The following is a 24,697-nucleotide window of genomic DNA, read 5'->3' as shown; positions in this document are numbered from 1 at the left end:
GCGGGCGGTCCTACCCCTTCGGCGGCAATGCGTACGTCACAACCCCTTGCGTATGGGACGACCAGGACGGCGGGGTGAAGAAGGCGCAGCCGTTCGGCGGCTGCACGCACAGGAGCGCGTCCACCGTCTCCAGGCCCGGCGCCTTCAGGTCCGGCTGCAGCGACTGCAGCGGCACCAGGTCCCGGCCCTTCAGCAGCACCCACCAGGGGTACTCCCACGTGTTGTAGCCCTGCACGATGCCCACCCGCTTCGCCCCGGAGGCGCGCACCGCGTCGGCCGCCCACACGTAGTCGGCCTTCCACTCCGGGCGGCGGATGAACCGCTCGTCCAGCCGGCTCGTGGTGAAGACCGAGCCGGGCCCGACCAGGCGGCGCGGCCAGCCGAACCCGACCGAGAAGGCGCCGGCCGCGGCCCCGCCGGCCAGGACCAGCACGGTCAGCCCGGCCACCCAGCGCCGCCGGGCGGCGAGCAGCCCGTCGACCCACAGGGCGGCCAGCGGGGTGCCCATCAGGATGAGGAACACGATGAGCCGGTTTCCCCACGGCTGCCACTTGACTGTGACCACGTAGGCGAGGACGGCGAGCCAGAACATCGCGGCGTAGAGGCGGGCCGGCGATCGGCGCCACAGCAGGACGGCGGCGCCGATCAGCACGAGGGCACCCTGCACCGGCAGCGAGACGCGGTCCTCGTCCGGGGGCCAGGACTCGAACGGGTACGTCTCGTTCCAGTACGTGATGTCCCGCCCGTCCGGGTCGACGCCGATCGCGTGGGCCAGGCCGCGGATGGCGTCCGCGCCGACCGGGCCGGCCGGGGTCTGCAGCGCGGTCTCGGCGATGCGCAGCGCGTTGATCAGCACGGAGGCCGGGTCGTGGCGCTGCATCGAGATCGACCCGCGCAGGTGGGCCGGGCCGAGCGGGTTGTCGTAGGTGGACTCGACGCGCCAGAGGTACGGCCCGGCGACCAGGGCCATCACGCCGGCCACGATCGCGGCGCCGGCGATGGCCCGCCCGGCCGAGCGCACCGCGGGGCCCTGGCGCAGCTGGGCGACGAACCACAGCACGAGGAGCGGGCCCGCGGCCAGCAGTCCGGTGGCCTTGGTCAGCAGGGTGAGGCCGGCCGCCGTGCCGAGCAGGAGCACCGCGGGCCACGGGGTGCGCCGACGCAGCTCGTCGAGGACGAGGGTGGCCACGCTGCCGACCCACAGCGCGACCACGAGGTCGGTCTGAGTGCTCGTCGCCTCGAGGACGACGATCGGGGTGGTACCGAAGATCAGCGCCGCCACCAGCTGGGCCCGCCGGCCGCCGCCGAGCTGGGCGGCGATCCGGGAGGCGATGAGCGCCCCGCCGAGGCCGGCCGCCAGCTGGACCAGGTTGTAGAGCCCGTCGCCGCCGGTCAGCAGGCGCAGGTGCAGGAGGATGTACTCCGCACCCGGCGCCATCGCCAGCTGCCGGTCGATGACCGTCGGGTAGAACGCGACGCTGCCCTGCGCCGCCCAGTGCTCGACCTTGGGCAGGTGGTAGGTCTGCGAGTCGAAGTTGTTGGGCGGCGCCACCAGGGCGACGACGAGGTCGGCCAGGAACAGCGCGCCGAGCACGACGGCGATCGCCCGCTCACCGCGGGCGCCCGTGCTCCAGAACTCGCGGAACTTCGGGACAACGGCCAGGAGGCGCTTGTGTCCGAAGTACGCGACCGCGGCGGCGGCCAGGACCCACAGCGCGATGATCACGGGGCGGTGCAGCAGGCCCACGGCCGACAGCAGCTCGACGAGCAGCACCGCCGCGCCACCGAACACCAGCCCGGCGCGGATCAGCAGCAGCCGGGTCGGCGCGACGATCACCGCGGCAGGCTACCGGACGTACCTGAGGACGGCTCACGGGTGACCGCTCAGAGTCGCTCGACGACTCGCCCTCCGATGCGGTTGCGGGTGTCGAAGATGTACTGCGCATGCTCCTCCACCAGCCCGTAGTCGAAGTCGTCGTGGTCGGTGAGCAGCACCACCGCGTCGGCCGCCATCACCTCCACGGCGGTCAGGTCGACCAGGGTGACCCCGCCGAGCGTGCCGACGTCGCGCGGCAGCGCGTGCGGCTCGACCGCCCGCACGTCGGCGCCGAGGTCGACGAGCAGCTCCGCGACCGCCCGGGCCGGCGACTCGCGCAGGTCCCCGACGTTGCTCTTGTAGGCCAGGCCCAGCAGCAGGATGCGGCTGCCGTTCACCGGCTTGAAGCGGGTGTTGAGCCCGGCGGCGAGGCGCTGCACGACGTAGCGGGGCATGCCCTCGTTCACGTCGTTGGCCAGCTCGATGAACCGGAAGCGCTGCCCGACCTCCCGCTTGACCTGCCACGACAGGTAGGAGGGGTCGATCGGCAGGCAGTGCCCGCCCACGCCCGGGCCGGGGTCGAAGGCCATGAAGCCGAAGGGCTTGGTGGCCGCCGCCCCGATCGCCTCGCGCACGTCCACGCCGAGCTGGTTGGCCACGATCGCCAGCTCGTTGACCAGGGCGATGTTGATGTGCCGGAAGGTGTTCTCGAAGAGCTTGGTCAGCTCGGCGGTGCGCGGGGCGGACACCGGCACCAGGCGCTGGACGAAGCGCTCGTAGAAGTGCCGGGTGGCGGCCAGCGAGCTCTCGTCGATGCCGGAGATGAGCTTCGGCGTGTTGTCCAGGTGCCAGGTCGGGTTGCCCGGGTCGATGCGCTCCGGGCTGTAGCCGAGGTGGAAGTCGTCGGGGGTGCGCAGGCCGCTGGCGTGCTCCAGCAGCGGGCGCAGCACCTGCTCGGTGGTGCCCGGGTAGGTGGTCGACTCGAGGATCACCGTGCAGCCGGGCCGCAGGTGCGGCGCGATCTGCAGGGCGGCGTGCTCGATGTGGCTGATGTCGGGCACCCCGTCGGTCAGCGGGGTGGGCACCGTGATGGCGCAGGTGTCGAAGCCGGCGGCGTCCGCGTAGTCGTCGCTGGGCCGGTACCGGCCGGTCTCCAGGGCCCGGGCGAGGCGCTCGTCGGAGATGTCCTCGACGAACGAGAGCCCGGCGCCGAGCGACTTCACGCGGTCGGTGTCGGTGTCGAGGCCGACGACGTCGTCGCCCGCCTCCACGGCGCGGATGGCCAGCGGCAGGCCGACGTAGCCCTGCCCGATGATGACGACTTTGCCCATGATCATCCTATCCGGGAACCACTCGGCCCGCCGGGCGTAGGCACCGACGGGCCGGGCTTGGACTCGATCGCGATGGATCTCGTCTTGTGGATCTGGCGCTGTGGATCTACTAAATATCGTGATATGTCGGACTCATCACGAACGCAGGCGCCCGGATGGATCCGTTCGGGACAGCGGCGTCAGCGCGGGGCGCGGCGGCCGCTGCGGCGGGTGACCAGGGCGCTGCCGACCAGGGCGGTCAGGCCGAGGATGCCCGGGATCAGGTCCGCGCCGTAGGTGAGGTGATCCTGCCGGTGCTCGACCGGGGTGGCCACCGTGTCGGTCTCGTTGGCCGACAGCTTGTACGGCGACCAGCCGTTGCGGAACGGGCCGAAGAAGCCGGCCGGACGGTTGTGGCCGTCCCAGTGGCCGCGGTCACTGGCCGGAGCCCCGAGCGGGGTGCCGGCGAAGAAGTCGTCGCCCCAGGGGTTGTTCCAGGGCTGGACGCGCACGGCGACCTTCAAGGTCTTGTGCGACTCCTTGCCGGTGACCTTGATGATCGCGTAGCCGGGCATGCCCAGCCGCACGCGGGCCGAGAATCGGCCCTGGGCGTCCGCGCGGCGGTCGCCGTTGACGTTCACGCCCCACGGGTTGTCGAAACCGCCCGAGTTGCGGGTCACGCGGTATTGCACATTGATGGCGATCGACTCGCCGGCGATGAAGCCGCGACCGGAGAGTCGCACCGCCTGGCCGGTGGTCACCGAGGCCGCGCTGACCCGGATCACCGGGGCGGGCGCCGGATATGCCGCCTCGGGGGCGGCCTGGGCGTTGGTCGGCGCGCCGAGCACGGCCGCCGCGACAGCTGCGCCGGCCAGGCCGGCCAATGATGACAGCGCCGTTCTTGTTCGGGCTCGCATTGCTCTCCCTCTCCTCTCCCCGATCATCACCGTAGTCCCCCAAATCCCCTCGTTATGGGAAAACCGGACTATTTCTCGCATGCGCGGCCGGGTTGCAACCGAGTCGTCCAGGGGCTGATTCCGGGCGTCAATATCAATCGCGGCTCGGCCGCTTCCTGGGCCGGCAGGGGGCCCGTCACGAGGTCCACGACGAGCGTGCTGTGCGCCCCCGGGGCGAGGTCGACGGTGAAGACCGCGACCTCGCGCCCCTTGTCCAGGCCTGTGCCGAAGTCGACCTCGGCGCCGTCCTGCCGCGCGGACACGGGCGAGCCGCCGGGCGGGGCGTAGACCATCACGTTGGTGCGCACCGTGTAGTCGCCGGCCAGGCCCAGGCCGAGCACGCTGCGCGGCAGGCCCTGAGCCGGCGCGGTGGAGCCGAGCGTGATCGTCACCCGCAGCGGGCGGGCGCCGCCGTCCAGGCAGCGGCCGGTCTCCAGGCTCACCGAGCGGGTCAGGTAGTAGCCGAGCTTGGCGCCGGTGCCGTCGTTGAGGAACACGCCGACGGACGGGCGGGCGCCGTCGTCCGCGGGCAGGGTGCCGGCGAACGGGGTCCCGGCGATCTCCGCCTGCTCCTCCGGATGGGCGCTCCAGGCCAGCAGCCGCCGCTCGTCGGTCGCCCGGGACATCGCCGAGACCAGGCTCTTGCTCATCGGCACGCCGCCCATCAGCCGATCGAGGACGGCCTTGGCCGCACCGGCGAAGTAGGCGTCCTGGTCGGGCTCGGCGGCAATCTTGAGGTACACCTCGGACAGCAGCTGGCGCACGGCGGTCGCCGCGGTCAGCTGCCCGCCGGTCGGCAGCGTCACGGGGCCGGTCGCGCCCAGCAGGTAGGCCAGCGCCACCGGGTCGGTCGCGAACACCCCGTCCACGGAGCGCCCCGAGCGCTGGCGGTACATCTCGCGGATGAGCGCGGCGGCGGTCGGGAAGTCGGGCGTGAGGTTCACGTCGGCCGGGTACGTGCCGAGCCGGTTGGTGAACAGGTCCTCCTGGTCCGGGTCGAGCGGCAGCACCGGGGTGTCGAACTCGCGCAGAGTCTTGGCCGCCGTGCCCTGCTCGACCAGGCTGATCTTGCCGTGATCGGCCTGCAGCACGGCGAACGCGCCCGGCATCCCGCCGGTGGCCCGCACCTCGGCGAGGTTCTGGAAGAGGACGAGGTACGTCCGCGGCCCCCCGGCGCCGAGCAGCGCCGGCAGCAGCCGGGCGGCCCGGGCGGCCGGGTCGAGCAGCGGCACCACCCGGTCCAGGCCGTCGTCGACCTGCCGCACCGCGGATCGCACCCGGCCCGTGAGCCCGCCGGTGTCCAGCGCGGCGAGCCGGCGCTGGGCCGCCCGGGCCACCCCGGCCGCCTCTTCGATGCGCGGCGCCGCCGCCGCCACGGTGTCCAGGTCGGCCTCGCTGGCCCCCGCGCCGCCGGAGACGCGCCCCATCGCGGCGCTCATCCCGTCGGCCGCGTCGAGCAGCGGCGGCAGGACCTTGGCGGCGAGGGCGTCCACGGCGTCGGCCACCGCCCCGACCGCGCGCAGGTCGTCCCCCGCCCCGGGCACGGCGGTGCCGAGCCGCCAGCTCGGCCCGTGCGCGTCGTCCCGGGCCGCCCGGGTCTGCCGGCGCAGCTCGGCCACGGTGACCCGGGCGGCCGCGAGGTCCCCGCCCCGCAGCTGCTGCTCCAGGTCGCCGACCAGCTCGGCGGCGCGCTGCAGGTGCGCGGCCGCGTCGGCGCCCACGACCGCCAGTCGCAGCCCGGCCCCGGCCAGCACCACGACCAGCACGACGGCGGCCGCCACGATCTTGCGACGGCGCGTGCGCAGCAGCTTCCTGAGATGTTCAATCGGCACCACCGACCACCTCCTCGACTCGATCGGGGGCGGTGAGGACAAGCAGGGCGCGGTAGAAGTCCGCGCGCCGCCGGGTGAGGGTCTCGGCGGAGTAGTTGCGGGCCCGGGCCAGGTTGCGCGCGGACGCGGCGGCCATGGCGGCGGGGTCGGCCGCCAGGGCGGTGATCGCGCGGGCCAGCGCGGCCGGGTCGCCGGGCGGGACCAGCCGGTCGCGGCCGAGCAGCTCCGGGACGCCGCCGACCTTGCTGGCCACCGCGGGCAGGGCGCGGGCCATCCCCTCGATGAGCGCGCGGGGCAGGCCCTCGGTGCGCGAGGGGAGCACGAAGAGGTCGGCGTCGTCGAGGAACAGCCGCACGGGGGCGCCCCCGGGCACGGCCCCGGCGAAGGCGACCCGGCCGCCGAGGCGCTTCTCGCGCACCAGCCGCTCCAGGACGGGCCGGCAGCGGCCGTCGCCGACGTGCACCAGGCTCGGCTCCAGGCCGGCGCGCACCAGCAGCGGCAGGGCCTCGACGAGCACGTCCACGCCCTTGTACGGCTGCTCCAGCGACCCGACGCTGACCAGCCGCAGTGCCACCCGGGGCGCGCCGGCGTCCCGGCGGGGGCGCTCGACGAAGGCGTCCTCCTCCAGCTGGATGCTCGAGTAGGCGGCCGTCACCGCGCCGGGGGCGGCCGGGTAGCGGGCCTGCAGCGCCCGCTCGGTCACGTAGGCCACCGCGGAGGCGGACCGGCACTGGGCGCGCAGCCGGCGGGTGAACCACCGGCGCAGCAGCGGGCGCAGCGGGTGGCGGATCGCTTCGGGCGCGAACACGTCGTACGGGTCGCCGACCACCTCCAGCCCGAAGGGCGTCCCCGCCTTGCGCAGCGCGCGGTGCAGCAGCGCGCCGATCGACGAGGGCACCCGCAGCAGGACCGCGTCGCCGGGCCCCACGGCGGCGCGCAGCGCGGCCCGCAGCCGGGGCAGCCGGCGCAGGTAGCCGACCGGCCCCACGTAGTGCGGCAGCGCGTGCACCTCGACGCCGTCGCCGTCGACCCGGGCCGCCTCGGGCGGGCGGCCGGCCACGTCGGCGACCCGGGCCACCACGCGCACCTCGGCGAAGACGGCGCGGTACCGCTGCCAGAAGTCATTGGCGGCGCCCGTGGTGGACCACACCCGCCCGTCGGGGGTGCGCAGGTAGCGCTGCTCGCTGCTCACGACGAGGCGCACGCGGCCACCCTCCCCACCCCGGCGTCGCTCTCCCCCGGCTCGTCGCCCGGCGCGATCTTCGAGGACACCAGCCGGATCACGCCGTAGAAGAGCACGCCGTAGACGCAGGTCTTGACCAGCGACTCGCTCTCGCCGCGGAAGCCGTACATCCACGCGACCGTGAACAGCAGGCTGGCGTAGGCGTAGCCGGGGGCCCGGTCGATCCGGTTGGCCAGCCAGCGGTGTACCGCGGTCAGCCCGGCGAAGACCACCGGGATGCCGGCGAGGCCGAAGTTGACGTACGCCTCCCCCGTGAGCGAGAAGCCGTAGCCCGACGCGCTGCCGGGCGCGTAGCGGTCGACCAGCCACTGGGCCAGCGGCGGCTGCGGGTGCCCGGGCACCAGGTTGACCAGCGCGTGCAGGTAGCTGGCCCCGTGCTGGTAGGGCTCGGCCGACGGCACGTGGGTCATCACCCAGGTGTCGACGAAGAGCACCGAGCCCTGGTTGAGGATCTGGCCCGCGGCCGACCCGCCGGCGTCACCGCCCCGCAGGCCGAAGAGCGCGGTCGCGCCGAGCAGCAGCGCCGCCCCCCACACCACCGAGCGGGGCAGCCGGCGGCGCAGGACCATCTCGCGGTGCAGCACGAGGGCGAAGAGCACGAAGACGAAGTCGCGCTCGCCGGTGGCCAGGCAGTAGGCGACGTACACGGCCAGGTTGAGCCGGTAGGCGAAGCGGCCGGTGGAGGTCTCGTGCGCGACGAAGTACAGCGCGCTCGCGAACATCTGCAGCAGCAGGTAGTCGTAGTGGCCGGGTCCGGCGACGGCGATGCGGTCGAGCTTGGTGCCGGCCACGAACGCCGGGCCGCCCCAGGCCAGCACGCCGAGGCCGTAGAGGGCGAGCACGGCCGAGACGGCGGGGACCAGCGGCAGCCGGCGGTGGGTGGGCACGGTCCTCGGGTCGGCGAGGTCGCGGCGCTGGCGCACGAGCAGGCCGGCGGCGAGCACGCCGGCGAAGGCGAGCAGCAGGCCCAGGGCGGCCCGGCCGATGAGTGCCGTGTTGGTGCCGAAGTAGATGGTGCCGCCGAGCAGGTAGCTCAGCACGGGGCCGAAGCCGAAGACGAAGAAGTACGCGGCGAGGTAGGCCAGCATGTCCCGCCGGCCCCCCGCGAACAGCAGCACGGGCACCGCGAGGGCGGCCAGGCACACACACGCCCAGGGCTGCGCCGCGAGGTCAAAGGGCACGCCGCAGCACCTCCCACTTCAGGGCGCAGTGCACGACGGCGGCCACCGCGGTGGCCCACGCCGCGCCGAGCGCCCCGTAGCGGGGCACCAGGACGAGGGCGGCCAGGCCGGCGGCGCCGAGCACGGCCGCGTTCACCGCGAGCTGGCCGGTGAAGCGGCGGGCGGCCGAGAGCCCGGCGTCGAGCACGAAGCAGGCGCCGCCGACGACGGTGGCCAGGGTGAGCACCGCCAGTACCGCGCCGCCGTGTGCGGAGGAGTCGGCGTACTCCTCGCCGTACAGCCGGCGCAGCAGCCCGGTGCCGAAGAGCCCGGCCCCCCACACGCCGAGCCCGCCGGCCACCGCCACGCCGAGCAGCGCCTGGTACAGCAGGCCGCGGAAGCCCTCCGGGGTGCCGTTGGCGCGCAGCTCGGTCAGGCGGGGCAGCAGCGTCTGCGCCACGGCGGAGAAGAACACGTTGCCGGTCAGCACGAGGTACCCGGCCGCGGCGAACACGCCGAGCGCGGTGGCGCCGAGGTGCGCCTGCAGCCCGTACCGCGGCACGTTCACGGTCAGCGAGGAGACCCCGGAGGCCAGGCCCAGGGGCAGCGCGGTCCACAGCAGGCCGGGCACCCCGCCGGCGGCCCGGTGGGTGTGGCGCGGCGCCCGCGGGTCGGGGCGGTTGTGGAACCGGCCGGCGAAGGGCGCGCAGCACATGAGCCAGGTGATGAGCGAGGCCGCCGCGGAGCCGGCCGCCGCCCAGGCGATGCTGCTGGTGCCGTAGAGCAGGGCCGCGGTCAGGGCCACCGTCAGCCCGCCGTTGACCAGCTGGGCGGCCGCGATGCTGCGCTGGTCGTGGTGGCGTTGGAGGAGGCCGAGGTAGATGTCGCCGACGCCGTCGAACGCCTTGGCCGCGCCTACCAGCAGTACCACCGCCGCCGGAAGGTGGAAGAGCAGCACCACGGCGGTGATGACCAGCAGGGCCGCGCCCATGCTGGCGAACCGGACGCGCAGGTAGCGGCGGAACGGGTGCTCGCCGTTGGGGTCGGTAACCAGGACCGTGCGCAGCGACAGCCCGGCCAGCAGCACCACCGGCGCGCCGACCGCGAGCCCGAGCGCGTAGTCGCCGACCATCGCCGGCGTGCCCAGCCGGGCGATGACGACCAGGACGAGCCACTGGCACAGCGCGTAGCCGCCGTTGCCGGCGATGCCCCAGCCGACGTTCGAGACGAATGACGGGCGGACCGGGGTCTGCCGGTGCCGGGTGTGGGCCCGCGGCCGGCCGGTCCGGATTCTGCCGGCCCAGGTCCTGGGGGTCCGGGTTCTGGTAGACCTGATCTTGGTGGTGATCATTGCGCGCCGGCTCGGCACTCTCGGCGCCGGCGTTCGGCGCGCTCCAGCACGTCGGCGACCGCGCGGGCGGCCGGGCCCTGTGCGAACAGCCGCTCGGCCCGCTCCCGGGCGGCCTCGCCCCGGCGGGCCAGCGTGCCGGCCCGGAAGTCGGCGTAGGCCTCGCGCAGCGCGCCGGCCAGCGCGGTCGGGTCGTCGCGGGGCACCACCCAGCCCGAGGCCGGGTCGACGGTCTCCGGCAGGGCGCCCGCGTCGGAGACGATGCTCGGCACGCCCATCGCGGCCGCCTCCAGCGCGGCGCCGTGGTTCTCCGACAGCGACGGCGAGACGCTGCAGTCCGCGGCGGCGTAGCAGTCGCGCACGTCGAGCACCGAGTCGGGCCACTCGATCGAGCGGTCCGCGGTCACGTCGAAGCGCTCCAGCAGCCGCCGCTTGTGCGCGGCGCCGGCCGCGTCGAAGCCGCCGCCGAGCAGCACCAGCCGGGCGTCCGGGCGGTCGCGCGCGAAGTCCCGCCAGGCCTCCAGCAGCACCTCGTGGCCCTTCACCCCGCGGCCCCGGTGGACCAGCCGCTTCGGGGCGTAGACGTAGGCGACCATGCAGACCACGAACGTGTCGTCGTCGACGCACAGCGCGTCGCGGGAGGCGGCCCGGTAGGCGGGCGTGGGCGGGGCGAACCGCTCGACGTCCACGCCGTACGGGACGACCGGGGTGCGCTCCCCGGCGAGGCCCAGCCCGCGGTAGCGGCGGGCGATGTGCTCGCTGCCGCCGATGGTGACGTCGTCGAGCCGGCACAGCAGCCGCTCGACCGGGCGGATCAGCGGCGACTCCAGGAACAGCGGCCCGGGCACCATGTGCACCCGGGCCACGTCCCAGCCGAGCGCGGCCAGCCGGACCGCCAGGGCCGAGGCATACAGGTGGTAGTGCAGCACGTCCGGGGCCAGCCGCCGCAGCTGGCGGCGCAGCCCGAGCAGGCCCAGCAGGGTCGCCGGGGCCGGGCGGAAGCGGAAGTCGAACGCGGACTGCACCACGTCCACGCCCCGGTCGTGCAGCGCCTTGCGCAGCTGCCCGTCGCTGCCCGGCGGCAGCACGGCGACCACCTCGTGGCCGCGCTCGCGCAGCTCGTCGACGTGCGGCAGGGTCCAGCGGCCGCCCTCGTCGGTCTTGATCACCAGCGCCACCCTCATCGGGCCGGCACCCCCTTCACGGTCGACTTCGGCTCGACGTCGCGGGTGACGCAGGCCCCGGCCCCGACGGTGGCGTCGGCGCCGATCCGCAGGCCCTGCAGGACGCAGGCGGTGGTGCCGATGAGCACGCCGGGCCCGACGTGGCAGTCGCCGGAGATCGCGGCGAGCGGGTTGACCTGCACGAAGTCCGACAACACGGTGTCGTGCCCGACGGTGCTGTTCTGGTTGAGGTGCACGTGCCGGCCGGTGGTCACGTTGGTGGTGACCCGCGCGCCGGGGAACGCCACGAACCCCTCGCCGAGCACGGCGTCCGGGCCGATGGTGGCGTCCGGATGGACCAGCGTCGCCGCCGGCAGGCCGTGCAGGCGCAGGTCCTCGTCGATGCGGGCGCGGATGCGGGGGTCGCCGATGCCGATCACGTAGCCGATCGACGGGCGCTCGTCGCTCAGCCGCGAGCTCCGGCCGAGGAACGGCACCCCGAGCGCGGCGACCCGGTCGAGGTTGCGCTGGCTCGGCCCGTCGTCGACGAAGCCGCGCACCGGCTGGCCGGCCGCCCGCGCGATCATGAGCAGTTCCCGCCCGTGCCCGCCGCAGCCGACGATCACCAGCCCGTTCTTCATCGCCGCACACCCTGGAACTCGTGGGAGGTGGCCGCCCCCGCGGCCGTGATGCCGTCCCGGCGCAGCACCGTGCGCACGGTCTCGGCCAGAATGCGCAGGTCCAGCCCCAGCGACCGGTTGCGCACGTACTCCAGGTCGTAGGCGAACTTCTCCTCCCACGACAGCGCGTTGCGCCCGCGGACCTGGGCCAGGCCGGTGATCCCGGGGCGCACGTCGTGCCGGCGCCGCTGCTCGTCGCTGTAGCGCGGCAGGTAGGACACCGGCAGCGGCCGCGGGCCGACCAGGCTCATCTCGCCGCGCAGCACGTTCCACAGGGCGGGCAGCTCGTCGAGGCTGGTCGAGCGCAGGAAGCGGCCGGCCGCGGTGAGCCGCTCGGCGTCGTTGCCCGGCCCGTCGCGCATGGAGCGGAACTTGACCAGGGTGAACGGCTCGCCGTGGCGGCCGGCCCGTTCCTGGCGGAAGAGCACCGGTCCGCCGAGCGTGGCCCGCACGAAGACGGCGGTGGCCGCGATGACCGGGGCGAGCAGCAGGGCGGCCAACCCGGCGCCGAGCAGGTCCAGCGCGCGCCTCATCGCCGCTGGTCCAGGAACTCGGCCACGGCGTCGAAGACTCGTCGCCGGGCATCCTCGCGCATGCCGGAGCCGCTGGGCAGGTTGAGGCCGGAGGCGAAGAGCCGGTCGGCGACGCCGGTCAGCCAGGCGCGGCGGTCGCGGTACACCGGCTGCAGGTGCATCGGCTTCCAGATGGGCCGGGTCTCGATGTCCCGCGCGGCCAGCCACGCGCCGAGGTCGGCGGCCTCCCAACCGGCCCGCCCCGGCTCGACCACGAGCGTGGTGAGCCAGCAGTTGGCGCCCGGGTCGCCCTCGCCCAGGACGCGGGTGCCCTCGGCGGCGGCGAAGAGCCTGAGGTACCGCTCGCGCAGCTGCCGCCGGCGGGCGATCATCTCGTCGAGGCGGGACAGCTGCCCGCGGCCGAGCGCGGCCAGCAGGTTGCTGAGCCGGTAGTTGTACCCCACGTCGCGGTGCTCGTAGTGGGCGACCGGCTCGCGGGCCTGCGTGGCCAGGTGCCGTGCCCGCGCGGCCAGCGCCCTGTCGTCGGTGACGAGCATGCCGCCGCCCGACGTGGTCATGATCTTGTTGCCGTTGAAGGACAGCGCGGCGGCCCGGCCGAACGAGCCGGCCGGCCGCCCGTCCCGGGTCGCGCCGAGCGCCTCGGCGGCGTCCTCGACGAGCGGCACGCCGGGGCCGGCCGCGGCCGCGACGGCTTCGTGGTCGGCGACCGCGCCGAACAGGTCGACCGGCAGCACCGCGCCGACCGTGCGCCCCTCCCGGCGCAGGTCGGCTGCGGCCCGGGCGACCTGGTCGGGGTCGACGTTGCCGTCGCCGGCCAGGCTGTCGACGAAGACCGGCTCGGCGCCGGTGTAGGCCACCGCGTTGGCGGTGGCCGCGAAGGTCAGCGTCGGCACCAGCACCGCCTGGCCGGGCCCGACGCCGAGCGCCAGCAGCGCCAGGTGCAGCGCCGCGGTGCCGGAGCTGACCCCGACGGCGTGCGCGGTGCCGCACCGCCGGGCGATCTCCCGCTCGAACTCCTCGAGATCCGGGCCGACGGGCGCGACCCAGCCGGACCGCAGCGCGTTGACCAGATAGCGCTCCTCGACGCCGGAGACGTCCGGCGCCGAGAGATGGATCCGCGCGTTCACCACTCACCCCCGCGGGAGACGGCCCTGATGCTCTTCGTCTGCCGGGCCAACCTGTGCCGCTCCGCGATGGCGGAGCGGCTCGCCCGTTCGCTCGGCCTGGCCGCCGAGAGCGCCGGCACGCACGCGGTGCCCGGCCTCTGCATGCCGGCACACGCCGAGACCGTGCTGCGCGAGCGCGGCGCCGACCCCGGAGGCTTCGCCAGCCGCCGGGTCGAGGCACCGCTGCTGATCGGGGCCGACCTGGTGCTCACCGCCGGACGGGCCGAGCGGGCGCACTGCGTGACGCTGGCCCCGGCCACCGCGGGCCGCACGTTCACGCTGCGCCAGTACGGGCGGTACCTCGCCGCGCTCCCGCCGGGGCCGGTCACCCTGGAGGCCATCGGGCGGGTGCGCGGCCGGCTGCAGCCGGGCCGGCCGGACGACGACGACCTCGAGGACCCCTTCGGCGGGCCGATCGAGGGCTTCCGCGACTGCGCCGGCACGATCGAGGACATCCTCAGGCTCCTCGCGTCCCGGCCTTGACCGGCTCGGGCGGGGTGACGGCCTGCTCCGGCGCCGGTAAGGCCCGGGCGGAGCGGTGCGCGCCCTCGGAGGGGCCGTAGTACGCGTACGTGTAGGCGTCCCCGACGGCCCCCTTGGCGCCGTTGAGCACGCAGCCGAACAGGCGGGCCGAGACCGCCTCGATCGCGTGGACCGCGGCCTGGGCCTGGGCCACCGAGGTGCGCCCGGCCCGGGTCACCAGCACGGCGCCGTCGGCCCGGCTGGCCACCACGGCGGCGTCGGTGACCACCAGCAGCGGGGAGCTGTCCACGACCACGTAGTCGTAGGCCTCGCTGACCTCGGCCAGCAGCCGGGTCATCTGCTGCGAGCCGAGCAGCTCGCTCGGGTTGGGCGGGATCGAGCCGCTGGGCAGCACCCACAGCTCCCGGTCGCCCCAGCGCTGCACGGCGGTGTCCAGGTCGAGCTGGCCGACGAGCACGTTGGTCAGGCCGACCGCGCCCTCCAGGTCGAGGTACTCGGCGAGCTTCGGCCGGCGCACGTCGGCGTCGACGAGCAGCACCCGGTGGCCCGCCTCGGCCAGCACGATGGCCAGGTTGCACGCGATCGTGGACTTGCCCTCGTCGGGCAGCGCGCTGGTCACCACGACGCAGCGGGCCCGGCGGTCCGGGTCGACGAACTGCAGGTTCGTGCGCAGGTGCCGCATCGCCTCGCCGCGCGGGGACCACGCCGCGTCCTCGACCAGCAGCGGGGATTCGAGGGCGTGGGCATCGTGCGGTACGGCGGCCAGAATCGCCTTCCGCGTGGCCTGACGAAGCTGCGCGGCCGAGCGGATGCTGGTGTCCAGGATCTCCCGCAGCACGGCCAGCCCGGCCCCGGCGATCAGCCCCAGCAGCAGCGCGATCGCGAAGTTGCGCGCGGGCTGCGGGCTGATCGGGTCGGTGCTGACCCGCGGCCCGGTGACCACGTCGACCCGCACGGTCGGCGCGCTGCCCCCGGGCGGCGTCTCGATCGTGGCCACCAGCGCGGAGAACTTGGTGGCGACGGCCTGGGCGACGCGCAGCGCGCGGGCGCTGTCGGTGTCCACCACGGTGACCTCGAGCAGCACCGTGTCCGGCACCGTATGCGCGGAGATGCGCCGCTGCACCTCGCCGGCGTCGAGCCCGACGGAGGGATCGGCGGCGACGGCGTCGGCCAGCCGGTCGCTGCCCACGAGCGTCACGTACGAGCGCGCCCGCTGCTGCGAGAACAGCCCGCCCTGGTACGCGTCGGTGACGCCGGTGCTCGGCGTGCTCACGAAGAACGTGACGCCGGCGGCGTACGTCGGGGCGGTCCTGGCCGTCACCACCACGGCGGCGACCAGCGCCAGGCACGCCGCGGCGGCCACCAGCCACCAGCGTTTGCGGACCGCGCTGACGTAGTCGCGCAGCTCCATACGCCATGACCTCCCGTAGCCGCTTGTTCGACTCAGCGTGACATCTCGCCCCGGGGTTTGGGGTGCGATACGGCTTTTACGCCGAAATAAGCGGGTAATTCGTGAAGAATCGTCGCGTGGACGATCACCGACCCGCGGGGCCCGGCGACTGGCCGACCGACCTCTTCGCCTGGACCGGCGGCCTTGCCCTCGCCGCCGCGCTCGCCCCCGACCGCCCTCCGCTCGCCGCCGCCGCGGGCACCGTGCTGCTGGCCGCGGCCCTGCACTCCGCCGTGGCGTGGCCGGTGCAGCTGTACCGGCGGCGCTACGAGTACGCGTCGGCGGCCGAGGTGCGCGCGCTGGTCGCCACCGTGGCGATCGCCTGCGGCCTGCTGGCCGCGCTCGCCCCGGCGCCGCGTTCCGTCCCGGCGCTCGGCGGCGTGGTCGCGCTGCCGGCCATGTTGGCGCTGCGCTGGGCCCGGCGGGCCCGCCGCCGCTCGGCCCGCGCCGCGTCCCGGGTCCCGGTCCTCATCTACGGCGCCGGCGCGGCCGGCCACCGCCTGCTCGCCGCGATGCAGCGCGACCCGCACTGCGGCTACCGCGCGGCCGGATTCCTCGACGACGACCCGCGCAAGCACCGGCTGCGCATCAGCGGCGTCCCGATCCTGGGCGGCCGCACCGCGCTGCGCAGGGCGCTCGCCTCATCGGGCGCCGCGGGCGTCATCTTCGCCATCCGCAACACGGACGGCTCCCTGCTGCGAGCGCTCCGTTCGGAGATATCCGATATTTCATCGTATTTCGTGAAGGTACTGCCGTCACTCAACGACTCGCTGGACCGCCCGTTGAACGTCTCCGAGGTGCGGGACGTGGAGCTATCCGACCTGCTCGGCCGCCGCCAGATCGACACGGACCTGGCCGCGATCGGCGATTACCTGACCGGCCGGCGCGTCCTGGTGACCGGCGCCGGCGGCTCGATCGGCGCGGAGCTGTGCCGCCAGCTGCACCAGTTCGCCCCCGCCGAGCTCATGATGCTCGACCGCGACGAGTCGGCCCTGCACGCCGTGCAGCTGTCGATCCGCGGCCGCGCCCTGCTCGACGACCCGTCGCTGATCCTGGCCGACCTGCGCGACGCCGCGACCATCCACGCCGTCTTCGCCGCGCGCCGCCCGCAGGTCGTCTTCCACGCCGCCGCGCTCAAGCACCTGACGCTGCTCGAGCGCCACCCGGCCGAGGCCCTGCAGACCAACGTGCTGGGCACCCTCAACGTGCTGGAGGCGGCCGCCGCCACCGGCGTGGCGAGGCTCGTCAACATCTCGACCGACAAGGCGGCCAACCCGGCCAGCGTGCTCGGCTACTCGAAGCGGATCACCGAGCGCCTGACCGCCCGCCACGGCTACCTCAACGTCCGCTTCGGCAACGTCCTGGGCAGCCGCGGCTCGGTGGTCACCGCCTTCCGCGCCCAGATCGCCGCCGGCGGCCCGGTCACCGTGACCGACCCGGAGGTCACGAGGTACTTCATGACCATCCCGGAGGCCGTCCAGCTGGTCATCCAGGCGGCGGCCCTCGGCGCCGGCGGCGAGGCGCTGGTGCTCGACATGGGCACCCCGGTCCGCATCGACGACCTGGCCCGCCAGCTCATCGGCGACGCCCCGATCGAGATCGTCTACACGGGCCTGCGCCCCGGCGAGAAGCGGCACGAGGAGCTCTTCGCCCCCGGCGAGTCCGACGAGCGCCCGCTGCACCCGCTCATCTCCCACGTGGCGGTACCGCCCCTGGAGCCGGAGCTGGCCCGCGCCCTCTCGCGCTCGGCGGACCCGGCCGCGCTGATCGGCGCGATGGCCGACCTGTGCGTCGTTCCCGCCGTGACTATCGGCTCGCCGACGCTATCTGCCGCTCGTACCAGCTGACCGTCGCGGCCAGCCCCTCGTCCAGCGGCACCGGCCCGTGGCCGGGGAACAGCTCCTGCAGCCGCCGCGAGTCGGCCTGCGAGTCCCGCACGTCCCCCGGTCGCGCCGGGTCGAAGACCACCTCGACCGGCCGATCGACCAGCCCCCGGATCTTGTCCACGAGCTCCAGCAGCGAGGTCCGGGTCCCGAACGCGAGATTCACCGGAGTGGGACTGGCGACCCGGCGCACCGCGGCGTCGGCCAACAGGCGCACGACCGACCCGACGTACGTGAAGTCCCGGGTCTGCTGCCCGTCCCCGTGCACGTGGACGGGCAGCCCCCGAAGCGCCGCGTCGGCGAACGTGGGGATCACCGCCGCGTAGGCGTGCCCGACCGACTGCAACGGCCCGTAGACGTTGAAGAACCGCAGTGCCAGCACCGGCAGCCCGTACGTGGCCCCGTAGGCCAGCACCGAGGACTCCGCGGCCAGCTTGCTCGCCGCGTAGGGACTCTGCGGCCGGGTGGGCAGCTCCTCGTGCTTGGGCAGCACCCGGGTGGGCCCGTACACGGACGAGGAGGACGCCGAGATGATCGGCGTGTTCCCGGCCCGGCAGGCCTCGAGCACGTGCATGGTCCCGTTGGCGTTGACGAGGTGGCTGCGCAGCGGGTCAGCCACCGACCGGGGCACGCTGGGCCGGGCCGCGAGGTGGATGACCACGTCGGCCTCCCCCACGGCCGCGTCGATCGCGGGCCGGTCGAGGATGCTGCCGACGACGAGCCGGGCCTCGATCCCGTCGAGGTTGCGCTCGCTTCCGGTACTGAGATCGTCGAACGCGACGACCTCGCTGACCGACGGGTGCGCCGCCAGCTCCCGACAGAGATTGCCGCCGATGAAACCCGCCCCGCCCGTAACCAAGACTCTCATCGTCCCAGTTCAACGCCCGAGACCCAGACAGGTTTCGCTAATCGGACTTTTAGCCCCTAATGGCCCGACAATTTCGGCCACAAGGCCAGCGGGCCCCCCACCCCGGGAGGAGGCCCGCTTCGCCAGCGACCGTCTACAGCGGACGGTTAAATGGTGGCCAGCCGGGGCAGCACCTTCTCGCCCAGCTCGGTGACGAAGGCGACCGGGTCCCGGTCGGGCATGGTCTGGACCTCGGTGATGCCCAGCCCCGCGAGGGCCTCGACGTAGCCGAGCCAGCCGTCGACGTCGTCGAGCACGGGGCGTACCGCCACCGCGGTCTTGATGATCGAGTCGTAGTCGCGGCCCTCGGCGTCGCAGTGCTCGCGCAGGATGTCGAGCTTGCGCGCGACGTCCTCCGGAGAAGTGGCGAAGAGGTTGCAGGCGTCGGCGTACTTGGCCACCAGGCGGAGCGTCTTCTTCTCCCCGCCGCCGCCGATCATGATCATCGGGTGCGGCGCGCTGATCGGGGCCGGCACGTTCAGCGTCTCGGTCAGCTTGTAGTGCTCGCCGTCGAACTCGCCGACCTTGCCGCTCCACATCCGCAGGCAGATCTGCAGCGTCTCCTCGAGCCGCTCGAAGCGCTCGGCCATCGGGACGACCGGCACGCCGAGGCCGCGCTGCTCGCGCTCGTACCACGACGCGCCGATGCCCAGCCGGGCGCGGCCGCCGGAGAGCACGTCGAGCGTGGTGACGATCTTCGCCAGGAGGCCCGGGTGGCGGTACATCACGCCCGTCACCAGCAGTCCCAGCGACATTTTCGAGGTCAGGGCGGCGACGTAGCCCAGCGTGGTGTAGCCCTCGAGCATCGGCTCGTCGGCCGGCGCACTCGCCTCCATCTGGAAGTAGTGGTCCATGACCGTGAACGAGGAAATCCCGGACTGTTCGGCGATCAGGACGGTCTCGCGCAGGGTCGGTGCGATCGCCACCGGCTCGGGCGTCGGCTTGGCGAAGTTCCAATAGTGCAAGCCCAGCTTCATGGGCCCATTCTTACGCCTAACCGGAGGCGCCGCCGGTGAACTTCAGGGGACGCCCGGGCGGCCACACGCGTAGCTCCCCCCAGGGTAGGGCCCGCCGCCCGCGGTGCCTGTCATCCGGATGGCGATGGGTTGGCGCCCCCGTTGCCCGACAACGCTTCTGCACCCCGGCGGCTACCTTGAGTTGACCAGCCCGGCAACGGGCTGACGGGAAGGCAGTGATCCGCCGGGCGTCCATCTTGGTCGCCGAATCGGCCCGGCGGGGAGCCAGTGGCGAAACCGGCCCCGGACAACTGTGTGTGTTCCAAGGGGAGATTCCGGTGCGCTCGTTCTGACGCTCGCGTTTTTTCTCCACCATCTCCGCCCCCGCGTGTCCCGCGGTGGCCTCGCCCTGCCCTGCGTCCGAGGAGTCCACGTGCACAAGAAGGTCGTCATCGGCTTGTCCGCCGGCGTCGCCGCGGTGGCGCTGGCCCTCGGCGTCGGCTTCGGCGTGGCGCACCGCGGCGCCCCGGCACCCAAGGCGCCGGCCGCGGAGAGCCGGCCTGCGAGGAACGGCGAGATGCCGGCGCCGCCCGCGCCGCCGCAGCTGCGGCCGTCCGAGCGCGTCGTCGTCAGCAAGTAGCACCAAGTCCGCCACGCCAGATTCGGGAGAGCTCGTGTTCCAGTCCAAGAAGCAGAAGATCGCCGCCATCGGCGCGACCGCCGCGGCCGTCCTCATTGGCGTCGGCGCCACCGCCTACGGCGCGGTGCCGGACTCCGGCACCGGCGTGATCACCGGGTGCCGCAACACCAGCACCGGTGCGCTTCGCGTCATCGACTACCAGGGCGGCCAGCGCTGCAAGAGCGGCGAGCAGAAGATCACGTGGAACAACCAGGGCCCGAAGGGCGCGACCGGGGCCACCGGCGCGACCGGCGCGCAGGGTCCGGTGGGTCCGCAGGGTCAGACCGGGCCGCAGGGTGCGAAGGGCGACAAGGGCGCGGCCGGCGCCACCGGCGCGACGGGTGCCACCGGCGCCCAGGGCCCGAAGGGCGCGACCGGCGCGACGGGTGCGACGGGTGCGACTGGTGCCACGGGCGCGACTGGTGCGACTGGCGCTGCGGGTGCCACCGGCGCTCAGGGGCCGAAGGGCGACACTGGCGCGGCGGGTGCCGCCGGCGCCGCCGGTGCGAAGGGCGACAAGGGTGACACCGGCGCCCAGGGCGCGAAGGGCGACACCGGCGCTACCGGTGCCCAGGGCGCGCAGGGCGAAAAGGGCGACACCGGCGCCCAGGGTGCGACGGGCGCCCAGGGCGAAAAGGGTGACACCGGCGCGACCGGAGCGCAGGGCGAGAAGGGCGACACCGGCGCCACTGGTGCCCAGGGCGCGCAGGGCGAAAAGGGCGACACCGGCGCGACCGGCGCGCAGGGCGAGAACGGCGCCACCGGAGCGCAGGGCGAGAAGGGCGACAAGGGGGATCAGGGCGAGCAGGGCCTCCAGGGCATCCCCGGCGTCAACGGCAAGGACGGCGCCCCCGGCCCGCAGGGCGAGAAGGGCGACACGGGCGCCCAGGGCGAGCGGGGCGAGAAGGGCGACACCGGCGCACAGGGCCTGCCCGGCATGCCCGGCGCCAGCGCGTACGACATCGCCAAGGCCGCCGACCCCACCATCGGCACCGTGGACGAGTGGCTGCAGTCGCTGGTCGGCCACGGTACCGACGGCAAGGACGCGTACCAGATGGTCATCGACGCCGGCCTGTTCACCGGCACCCCGGAGCAGTGGCTCGCCTCGCTCAAGGGCGAGAAGGGCGAGAAGGGCGACACCGGCGCGGCTGGTGCGGCGGGCGCGGCAGGCGCCACCGGCGAGGCCGGCGCCGCGGGCAAGGACGGCACGGCCGGTAAGGACGGCGCCGCGGGCAAGGACGGCGCGAACGGCAGCAACGGCAGCTCCATGCTGACCGGCGCCGGCGCACCGGCCGCCGCGCTGGGCTCCGTGGGCGACGTCTACCTGAACGCGACGGACTTCACGCTGTACAAGAAGACCGACGCCACCACCTGGTCGGTCATCGGCAACATCAAGGGCGCGGCCGGCGCACAGGGCCCGAAGGGCGACACCGGCGCGACCGGTGCCCAGGGCCCGGAGGGCGACGGCCTGACCAAGGCGACCAGCACGCCGGTCGTGCTGACCAACTCCAGCTCGCAGACCATCACGATGACCTGCGCCGTGGGCACCACCGCGGTCGGCGGCGGCGTCTCGGCCGGCGCAACGCTCTCGCAGTCCTACGCGTCGAGCACGGACCAGACCACCCGCACCTGGATCGTCAAGTTCAGCCGCACCGCGAACTCCGGCACCGTCACCGTCACGCCGTACGTCTACTGCGCCGGCTGATCCGCAGTACCACCAAGGGCCCCGGCTCCTGACACGGAGCCGGGGCGCCTTTTCCCGGAAAGATGCTGAGAGAGAGGCGAGGCACGCGGTGCGCACATCGGTGAAGCTGATGGGGTCGGTCGTGGCCGGCACCATCGCCGTGAGCGGGCTCGGGACGGTGGCGCACGCCGCGGCCCCGGCCGTCACGGCGGTCACCCCGAAGAACAACTCGACCGGCGTAGCGGTCGGCGTCCACCCGACGATCACGTTCAACGACCCCACCGACCCGGCGTCGCTGCGGTACTCGTTCGTCAAGACCAGCGGCGGCGCGGCCGTGGCGGCGTACTACACCTACGACGCGCCCACCCACACGTTCACGTTCGTGCCGCGTTCGACGCTGGCCGACTCCACGCGGTACACCATCACGGTCAAGGTGAAGAACAGCGCGGGAGTCCTGAGCGACCAGTACGTCTGGGCCTTCACCACCGGCGTGGGCGACCGTACGGCGCCGAGCGCGCCCGGCGCCCCGAGCGTCGCGGACGTCACCACCACCGGGGCCACGGTCAGCTGGGGCGCGGCCACGGACAACGTCGGCGTCACCGGCTACCAGCTCTTCGACGGCGCCGGCACCACGCCGATCGCCACGCTGACCGGCAACCCGCCGGACACCACGACCACGCTGTCGGGCCTCACGCCGTCGACCGCGCACTCGATCACCGTGAAGGCCCTCGACGCCGCCGGCAACGCCTCGCCGGCCAGCGCCGCCGCCGAGTTCACGACCCTGACCCCACCGCCCCCGCCGGACGTGACCGCGCCGACCGCGCCGGGCGCCCCGGTCGCGGGCGAGGTCACCGCGACCAGCGTGGCGCTCTCCTGGGCGGCGTCCACCGACGACCGGGGTGTGGTGTCGTACCGCGTGAGCGGCGGCCCGGCCCCGATCAGCGTCACGGCCACCAGCGCCACCGTCACCGGGCTGACCGCGCGCTCGCAGTACTCGTTCACCGTCGAGGCGCTCGACGCCGCCGGCAACGTCTCGCCCGTCTCCCCGGCGACCGTCGTCACCACCCCGGCCGCGCCGCTGGTCAACACCCGCAGCGGGGCCGGCATCCCGGGCTCGGCCGGCAAGACGCTGGTCCTCTACGACACCACCGGGCCGTACGGCTTCCTCGGCGAGCAGTACGCCATCGCCACCGCCAACCTCGCCTCGCACTTCGGCGAGTGGACGGCCCAGCCCGTCGTGGACTACGCCGCCGGCGAGCTGGCCGACTACCAGGCCGTCATCTACATGGGCTCCACGTACGACGAGCCGGTGCCGGCCGCCTTCCTCGACGACGTCACCGCCACCACCAAGCCGGTGATCTGGGCCTACGACAACATCTGGCAGCTCACCGCCCGCGACCCGAACTTCGCCGCGAACCGGGGCTTCACCTGGACGCAGTTCGACGTGTCGGCCGTGAACAAGGTGAACTACAAGGGCAAGAGCTTCACCCGCGACCCGCAGAACCTCGCCGGCATCATGGGCACGACGATCAGCGACGCCGGCAAGGCGACCGCGATCGGCGACGCCGTGCGCACCGACGGCTCGGCGCTGTCCTGGGGCGTGCGCTCGGGCAACTTCACCTACCTCGGCGAGATCCCCTACGCCTACATGAGCGCCGACGACCGGTACGTGGCCTTCGCCGGCCTGCTCGAGGAGACCCTGGCGCCGCAGACCGCCGAGCGCCACCGCGCGCTGGTGCGCATCGAGGACGTCGGGCCCGACGCCGACCCGGCCGAGCTCAACGCCATCACGACGTACCTGTCCAGCAAGAACGTCCCGTTCTCGGTGGCCGTCTACCCGGTCTACGTCGACGCCAAGGGCGCCTACAACAACGGGGTGCCGCAGACGTACACGCTGGCCGACCGGCCGCAGGTGGTGACCGCGCTCAAGAACATGCAGGCCCACGGCGGGACGCTGCTGATGCACGGGTACACCCACCAGTACGCGGCCAAGGACAACCCGTACAACGGCGTGAGCGCCGACGACTTCGAGTTCTACCAGGCCCACGTCGACCCGGCGACCGACAACGTCATCTACGACGGGCCGGTGACCGAGGACTCGCAGGCCTGGGCCCAGCAGCGCATCGACGCGAGCTTCGCCGCCTTCGCCAAGGCGGGCCTGGGCAGGCCGACGACCTTCGAGTTCCCGCACTACGCCGGCTCCGACCCGGACAACCGGGCGGTCGCGGCGACGTTCGCCACCCGCTACGACCGGGGCCTGTACCCGGTGGGCGCGCTGCGCGGCGGCACGCTGGACAACTCGCGGATCATCGGGCAGTTCTTCCCGTACCCGGTGCGCGACATCTACGGGGTGCTGACCTACCCGGAGAACCTCGGCAACATCGAGCTCGAGCCGTACAACAACCACCCGGCGCACCTGCCGGCCGACATCGTCGCCTCGGCCCAGCTGAACAGGGTGGTCAAGGACGGCGTGGCCAGCTTCTTCTTCCACCCGTACGTCGACGTGAGCTACCTGAGGACGACGGTAGAGGGCGTGCAGGGCGCGGGCTACACCTTCGTCGCCGCCTCATCCATGTAAGACCCGCGATATCCGCCGATGTCCGGCTCCGCACGCAGCGGAGCCGGACATCTTCGTGTGAAAAGTTGGCGCAGGCTGAAACGCACGAAAGGCCGACGCCCGTCTAGCCAGCGCGACGATTGGAGTCCCGACCGGTGAACACGAACGACGAGGCGGCGTTCCGGGAGTTCGTCACCGCGCAGATGGACCAGCTGCGCGGCCTGGCGTATCTCACCTGCGGCGACTGGCAGTTGGCCGAGGACGCGGTGTGCACGGTGCTGGCCAAGCTCTACGCCCGCTGGCGCCGGGTCGACCGGCCCGACTCCTACGCCCGCACGATGGTGGTGCGGGCCGCGGTGGACGAGGTGCGCCGGCCCTGGTGGCGGCGGGAGCGCACGGCCGGGAACACCCTGCCGGAGCCCCCGGTGCGGGACGGCACGCCGGCCGTGGTCGACCGGCTGACCGTGCTCGGCGCGCTGCAGGAGCTGCCGATCCAGCAGCGGGCCGTGCTGGTGCTGCGGTACCTCGAAGGGCGCACCGTGCAGGAGACCGCCGAGGCGCTGCGCTGCCCCGAGGGCACGGTCAAGACCAACACCGCGCGCGGGCTGGCGCGGCTGCGCGAGCGGCTCGACGTCGCCGAACCGTTGGACACCGTCGCGGGACGGGGACACATCGAGAGGGCGTCATGACGCAGAACATGCAGGAGCTGTTGCAACAGGCGCGAGCCGACGCCCTCACCGAGGCGCCGCCGATGCGCCGGGGCGTCGAAGACGTGGTGGCGGCCGGGCGCCGGGCGCGCGGGCAGCGGCGGCTGCTCAGCGTGGGCGCGGCGACCGCCACGCTGGTGGCCGTGGCGGCGGTCGCGCTGCCGCACGCGGTCGCCGGGCCGCC

General features: G+C 73.9%; 20 protein-coding genes and 1 pseudogene. 7 read left to right on the top strand and 14 right to left on the bottom strand.

All coding sequences use genetic code 11. The features are described 5' to 3' along the window. Positions 1-10 precede the first annotated feature (10 nt). The 11 genes from ABD352_RS27800 to ABD352_RS27750 form a co-directional block, all read right to left on the bottom strand. Positions 11-1,837 (bottom strand): hypothetical protein, encoded by a 1,827-nt coding sequence (locus tag ABD352_RS27800; RefSeq protein ID WP_344615450.1) that lies wholly within the window; start codon positions 1,835-1,837, stop codon positions 11-13. 47 nt (positions 1,838-1,884) lie between these two features. Continuing rightward, on the bottom strand, positions 1,885-3,147 hold the full coding sequence (locus ABD352_RS27795) for a nucleotide sugar dehydrogenase (protein ID WP_344615449.1): 1,263 nt from the start codon (positions 3,145-3,147) through the stop codon (positions 1,885-1,887). Positions 3,148-3,326: 179 nt separating this feature from the next. Further along, positions 3,327-4,043, bottom strand: coding sequence for a hypothetical protein (locus tag ABD352_RS27790; RefSeq protein WP_344615448.1), 717 nt, complete (start codon positions 4,041-4,043; stop codon positions 3,327-3,329). Between the two features lie 68 nt (positions 4,044-4,111). Next, positions 4,112-5,914: a DUF4012 domain-containing protein gene (locus ABD352_RS27785; RefSeq protein WP_344615447.1), complete on the bottom strand. Its 1,803-nt coding sequence runs from the start codon at positions 5,912-5,914 to the stop codon at positions 4,112-4,114. Continuing rightward, positions 5,904-7,118, bottom strand: a complete 1,215-nt coding sequence (locus ABD352_RS27780; RefSeq protein WP_344615446.1) for a glycosyltransferase — start codon at positions 7,116-7,118, stop codon at positions 5,904-5,906. Before ABD352_RS27780 ends, ABD352_RS27785 begins: the two co-directional genes overlap by 11 nt. Next, a complete protein-coding gene (gene wzy, locus ABD352_RS27775; RefSeq protein WP_344615445.1) occupies positions 7,103-8,338 on the bottom strand; it encodes an O-antigen polysaccharide polymerase Wzy in 1,236 nt (411 codons plus the stop codon). The genes ABD352_RS27780 and wzy overlap by 16 nt, the downstream gene beginning before the upstream one ends. After that, positions 8,328-9,668 (bottom strand): lipopolysaccharide biosynthesis protein, encoded by a 1,341-nt coding sequence (locus ABD352_RS27770; protein ID WP_344615444.1) that lies wholly within the window; start codon positions 9,666-9,668, stop codon positions 8,328-8,330. Before ABD352_RS27770 ends, wzy begins: the two co-directional genes overlap by 11 nt. Next, on the bottom strand, positions 9,665-10,849 hold the full coding sequence (locus ABD352_RS27765) for a glycosyltransferase (RefSeq protein WP_344615443.1): 1,185 nt from the start codon (positions 10,847-10,849) through the stop codon (positions 9,665-9,667). Before ABD352_RS27765 ends, ABD352_RS27770 begins: the two co-directional genes overlap by 4 nt. After that, positions 10,846-11,469, bottom strand: coding sequence for an acetyltransferase (locus ABD352_RS27760; RefSeq protein ID WP_344615442.1), 624 nt, complete (start codon positions 11,467-11,469; stop codon positions 10,846-10,848). The genes ABD352_RS27765 and ABD352_RS27760 overlap by 4 nt, the downstream gene beginning before the upstream one ends. Next, on the bottom strand, positions 11,466-12,041 hold the full coding sequence (locus tag ABD352_RS27755; RefSeq protein WP_344615441.1) for a sugar transferase: 576 nt from the start codon (positions 12,039-12,041) through the stop codon (positions 11,466-11,468). Before ABD352_RS27755 ends, ABD352_RS27760 begins: the two co-directional genes overlap by 4 nt. Further along, on the bottom strand, positions 12,038-13,168 hold the full coding sequence (locus tag ABD352_RS27750; protein ID WP_344615440.1) for a DegT/DnrJ/EryC1/StrS family aminotransferase: 1,131 nt from the start codon (positions 13,166-13,168) through the stop codon (positions 12,038-12,040). Before ABD352_RS27750 ends, ABD352_RS27755 begins: the two co-directional genes overlap by 4 nt. Before the next feature lie 27 nt (positions 13,169-13,195). On the opposite strand from ABD352_RS27750, the gene ABD352_RS27745 reads away from it, so the two are divergent. After that, positions 13,196-13,690 (top strand): arsenate reductase/protein-tyrosine-phosphatase family protein, encoded by a 495-nt coding sequence (locus ABD352_RS27745; RefSeq protein WP_344615439.1) that lies wholly within the window; start codon positions 13,196-13,198, stop codon positions 13,688-13,690. Here ABD352_RS27745 and ABD352_RS27740 read toward each other — a convergent pair. After that, positions 13,665-15,101: a tyrosine-protein kinase domain-containing protein gene (locus ABD352_RS27740; RefSeq protein WP_344615438.1), complete on the bottom strand. Its 1,437-nt coding sequence runs from the start codon at positions 15,099-15,101 to the stop codon at positions 13,665-13,667. The genes ABD352_RS27745 and ABD352_RS27740 overlap by 26 nt on opposite strands. Positions 15,102-15,217: 116 nt before the next feature. On the opposite strand from ABD352_RS27740, the gene ABD352_RS27735 reads away from it, so the two are divergent. Beyond that, a complete protein-coding gene (locus ABD352_RS27735) occupies positions 15,218-16,987 on the top strand; it encodes a polysaccharide biosynthesis protein (protein WP_344615437.1) in 1,770 nt (589 codons plus the stop codon). Here the strand turns inward: ABD352_RS27735 and ABD352_RS27730 are convergent. Further along, positions 16,947-17,891 carry an NAD-dependent epimerase/dehydratase family protein gene (locus ABD352_RS27730; RefSeq protein ID WP_344615436.1) on the bottom strand — a complete coding sequence of 315 codons (945 nt, stop codon included), beginning with the start codon at positions 17,889-17,891 and terminating at the stop codon, positions 16,947-16,949. The genes ABD352_RS27735 and ABD352_RS27730 overlap by 41 nt on opposite strands. A gap of 146 nt (positions 17,892-18,037) precedes the next feature. Next, on the bottom strand, positions 18,038-18,907 hold the full coding sequence (locus ABD352_RS27725; protein ID WP_344615435.1) for an LLM class F420-dependent oxidoreductase: 870 nt from the start codon (positions 18,905-18,907) through the stop codon (positions 18,038-18,040). A 412-nt stretch (positions 18,908-19,319) separates the two neighbouring features. Between ABD352_RS27725 and ABD352_RS27720 the strand changes: the two genes are divergently transcribed. The 5 genes and pseudogenes from ABD352_RS27720 to ABD352_RS27700 form a co-directional block, all read left to right on the top strand. After that, positions 19,320-19,526, top strand: a complete 207-nt coding sequence (locus ABD352_RS27720) for a hypothetical protein (protein ID WP_344615434.1) — start codon at positions 19,320-19,322, stop codon at positions 19,524-19,526. A gap of 34 nt (positions 19,527-19,560) precedes the next feature. Continuing rightward, positions 19,561-21,270 (top strand): collagen-like domain-containing protein, encoded by a 1,710-nt coding sequence (locus ABD352_RS27715; RefSeq protein ID WP_344615433.1) that lies wholly within the window; start codon positions 19,561-19,563, stop codon positions 21,268-21,270. An 88-nt stretch (positions 21,271-21,358) separates the two neighbouring features. Then, a complete protein-coding gene (locus ABD352_RS27710) occupies positions 21,359-23,827 on the top strand; it encodes a DUF2334 domain-containing protein (RefSeq protein WP_344615432.1) in 2,469 nt (822 codons plus the stop codon). 134 nt (positions 23,828-23,961) lie between these two features. After that, positions 23,962-24,495, top strand: a complete 534-nt coding sequence (locus ABD352_RS27705; RefSeq protein ID WP_344615431.1) for a SigE family RNA polymerase sigma factor — start codon at positions 23,962-23,964, stop codon at positions 24,493-24,495. Further along, positions 24,492-24,697 (top strand): annotated as a pseudogene (locus tag ABD352_RS27700) (hypothetical protein); the annotation flags it as partial. The gene ABD352_RS27705 and the pseudogene ABD352_RS27700, both read left to right, overlap by 4 nt.

Origin of the sequence: Dactylosporangium salmoneum, assembly GCF_039532525.1 — a bacterium.
Taxonomy (GTDB): domain Bacteria; phylum Actinomycetota; class Actinomycetes; order Mycobacteriales; family Micromonosporaceae; genus Dactylosporangium; species Dactylosporangium salmoneum.
The sequence above is the reverse complement of the archived record's forward strand: the minus strand, read 5'-3'. Positions and strand labels throughout refer to the sequence as shown.